This is a genomic window from Streptomyces sp. NPDC007162 (assembly GCF_040634175.1).
GTDB lineage: Bacteria > Actinomycetota > Actinomycetes > Streptomycetales > Streptomycetaceae > Streptomyces.
Genome location: NZ_JBEYFC010000731.1, coordinates 1 through 3,591, shown reverse-complemented (window position 1 = coordinate 3,591; position 3,591 = coordinate 1). Strand labels below are relative to the sequence as shown.

2 protein-coding genes are annotated in these 3,591 nt (G+C 73.9%); both read right to left on the bottom strand.

Translation table 11 applies throughout. The annotated features are described in order from the left end of the window. Positions 1-89: 89 nt before the first annotated feature. The gene (locus tag ABZ646_RS42960) at positions 90-398 is read right to left on the bottom strand and encodes a hypothetical protein (protein ID WP_360532164.1); all 309 of its coding nucleotides are present in this window, start codon (positions 396-398) and stop codon (positions 90-92) included. 205 nt (positions 399-603) lie between these two features. After that, positions 604-3,453, bottom strand: coding sequence for a LuxR family transcriptional regulator (locus ABZ646_RS42955; protein WP_360532161.1), 2,850 nt, complete (start codon positions 3,451-3,453; stop codon positions 604-606). Positions 3,454-3,591: the final 138 nt, after the last annotated feature.

The following is a 3,591-nucleotide window of genomic DNA, read 5'->3' as shown; positions in this document are numbered from 1 at the left end:
GACCCGCGTCTGGTCGCCCGCGGTCCCGCCGCGCTGCACCAGCGTGACCGCGACCGCGGTGCCGCCGGCCGCGAGGACCGCGGCCAGGGTCAGCGGCGTTCGGCACGCATCCGGCGTTTGCGCTCCGCGCCGCGTCGGCCGATCTGGCCGAGCCCCATGCTCATCATGGCGACGCCCATCATCCCGGACATCATGTACGTGGACGGTGAACGGGCACCTACCGTGAACATCATGGTCATGGCACCCACGCCCAGGGCCATCGGCAGGTACACCAGCACCGAGCTGAAGTCCGCGGTCGCGGGCTCCCCGAGTACCGGCGGCTCGGCCAGCTCGATCCGGCCTTCCGGAGCCTCCGGGCCGGGCGCACGAGGTGAGCGCTTCACGACCACAGTGCTCATCGGACCGTCTCCTGCGGGCTCGTGGTGTTCCATGCCGACCTTGGGCGGCCTGCGGTCCGTCCGTCCGCAGGCCGCAGAGGGATTGCGGACCGACGGACCGCAGGGCCGCAGCGGGATTACCCGCCCAGCCTAGGAAGCGGCGCGGGCCGCGCCGGCCCCCGCGCGGTGACGTTGTCCGTGGGGACAACGGATCCTGCCTGCCCGTTCAGCTCTCTCCCGGACCGGACTGCGCAGCGGTAGGGCTCGGCTGCGCGTCCGGCACCAGGCCGAGCCGAGCCAGGCTGCCGTCCAGCCAGGCGGCGGCCAATTCCACCCGGGAGCGCCACCCGGTGCGCTGGTACAGCCGGGTCAGTCGCTGCTCGACGGTCTTCTCGCTGCACGCCAGCCGTGCGGCGATCTGCCGGTTGGTGGCCCCGTCGCTGACCATCTCGAGCAGTCGGATGTCCCGCTCACTCAACTCGTCGCTGGTCGAACGGCTCCTGGGCAACGGCATGTTGTGCCGCCGCGCCGACTGGCCGAGCATGGCGCGGACGTTGCGTCCGGCCTTCAGCCGTCCCGCGTCGCGCGCCGCCTCGGCCAGCCAGGGCCGGGGGTCGTCGCTGGCCTTCGCCATGCTGTGGGCGCTGAAGACGGCCAGGAACCGGTCGCCGCGCTGAAGTATCAGCCGGTGCCCGGCCAGCGCGGTGTCCGCGTCGCGGAGCACAGCGCCGCGCCCGATGAGCAGCGCTTCCCGGGCTATGAGCGAGGGTGCCTCTTCGTTGAGGGCCTCCAGCTCCTCCAGCGCCCGACGGGCGGCGGGGACGCTGCTCTCCTCCAGCATGCCGAAGGAGATGATCCGCAGCAGCAGCCCGTCCAGGCCGGCGAGCAGCCCGTCCTGGCGCGCCCGTTTCACGCCGCGCCATGCCTCTGCGAAGGCCTCGTCGGCCCAGCCCGACCGGTACATCACGCCCAGCCGCACCCGGGCGATCAGCGGATGGGTGACGGATTCCGGGATCAGACCAAGCCATTCGCGGGCCTGTGCCAGATCTCCCCGGACGCCATGGATCTCGGCGGCCAGCGCCCTGGCCGGCTGGCACACCTCGCCCATGCCCTCGGCCCGGCCACGCGCCTCGATGCGCAGGGCGACCGACAGCGCGTCGTCCCAGTGCCCCGCCAGGTAGTCGCGCACCAGGCTGTGGTGGCGGCCGGCGGTGCTGGCGCCGGCGCCGACGTAGCGGTCGCCGAGCACGGCCTTGAGGGCGTCCGCCAGGTCACCGTAGGCGGCGGCCCCCTGCAGCCGGTCCATGGCGGTCTCGTCGAGGGCGTCCTTCGGCAGAGCGCGCCGGGCGCGTTCGATCCCGGCGCCGTCGCCCACTGCGGCGGCCAGCAGTCGAAGTTCGGCCGACGAGGGCAGTGGGCCGCCGGACTCGTCGGCGTCGCCGCCTTCCGGCTCGGGCCAGTGATGCACCGGGCCCATCCCGTACCGGCCGCTCAGCGCTGCGAACGGGGCGGCGGCGGGCATCCGGCCGAGCTCCGCACGGTATGGGCGTTCCGCATCGTCGACGCACCCGAACCGATGTTCGTGCAGCGACGCCAGTGCCCACGCCCGGGTGGCACTCTGCAGGCCGTCCCGGTCCGCGCCGTGCGGCGCCTTCAGACAGGCGAGCAGCGGATCGGCGAGCGCCAGCACCTCGGCATGGCCGCCGTACCCGAGGCCGATCGCGGCGGCGTCACGCAGTATGCCCGGCGTTCTGTGGTCGCCCGGCGGCAGTCGGCGCAGCGCCGACAGGCAGGCGCGGACGGCACGCGGCCCGTTCGCCCTGGCATACCTGCGGGCCGCGTTGACCAGCAGCGGCACGGCGAGCGTGTCGTCCAGGATCCGGCCCGCGGCGTGGACGTGGTCGCTCAGCCGCGGATGGCAGGTGCCGGCGGTGGCGGCGCCCAGCCGGTCGGTCACGGCGGTGACGATCCTTGCGTGCACGACCCGCGCGTCGAGGCTGGTGGGCAGGGCGCGCAGCGCGGCCGCGAGCGCGGGGACGGCGAAGGTGATCCGGCCGACCCGGTCGACGGCCAGCACCCCGTCCTTGACCATCCGGTCCACCGTCCGGCCGACGGGCTCGGCCTGGGGGCCGGCCGGCTGCGTCACGTGGTTCAGATCCTCCAGCCACAGTGGCGCCCGGCCGAGCAGCCGGGCCAGCACGCTCGCCGTCTCCAGCGCTTCGGCGTCGGGCGGGGCGTCCGGCCACCCGAGCCGGCCCAGCTCCGCCACGTCGGTGCGCAGCCGCAGCCGCCCTTCTGGCTCGGCCAGACACAGCCGGCCGTCCAGTTCGAGCAGCCCGCCGCGCTCCTCCAGCGTGGCCAGTACGGATAGCACGGCCCCCGGGTTGCCTGCCAGCGGTCCCAGCGAACGGGATACGGCCGCCACCAGACCCGGTTCGACGGGTCGGCCCAGTCGCCGGGCGATCAGCTCGCCGATGACGGACGCTGAAAGCGGCGGCAGATCGAGTACCTGGTCGGCGGCCGCCGACAGGTGCGGGCCACCGCCGAACCCGGCGGGCGCCGAGCGGCCTGCGATCACCACCGGGATCCCCGCCGGGCGGAACGCGCGCAGCAGCAGCACCAGAGCGGACGCGGTCGGCTGCGGCATCCGTTCGGCGCCGTCAAGAAGCAGGGCGAACGGCACGAAGCGCGCCGCGTCCGCAAGCACTTCGCCCATGACGGACAGCAGTGGCAGTTCACCGCCGCGCCCGGAGGACCGCCACTGCACCCTGCGTACGGTGGTGACGCGGACCGGTAGCCGGCCGTCATGGATCTTGGCGAGCACACCGCACACCATGTCGGCCAAGGCGGCGGGTCCGGGCGGGCTCTCGGCGGCGTCCCAGTCGAGCCGCAGGACCTTGCCGCCCTCGGCCGCCACGGTCTGCCGGGCCTGATGCACCACGGCGGTCTTACCGCTCCCTGCTCGACCGGTGACCAGCAGAGTCCGTGCCGTGTCCGTGCCGGTGGCGCGGAAAACCCCGGCCACCTCCTGGACTTCCTTTTTCCTGCCGATCAGAGGTAAGGAGTGCTGCCGCACGAGCCCCTCCTGGTGTGTTCGGTACTGGCCGGGACTGCACGGGCGTACGGGGAGATTCATCAGCCCCCTGTACCGTCCCGCCGCTCGACGTTCCGGCGACGCGGCCTGCGGACCGCGTCGCCGGCCGCTGCCGCCGCG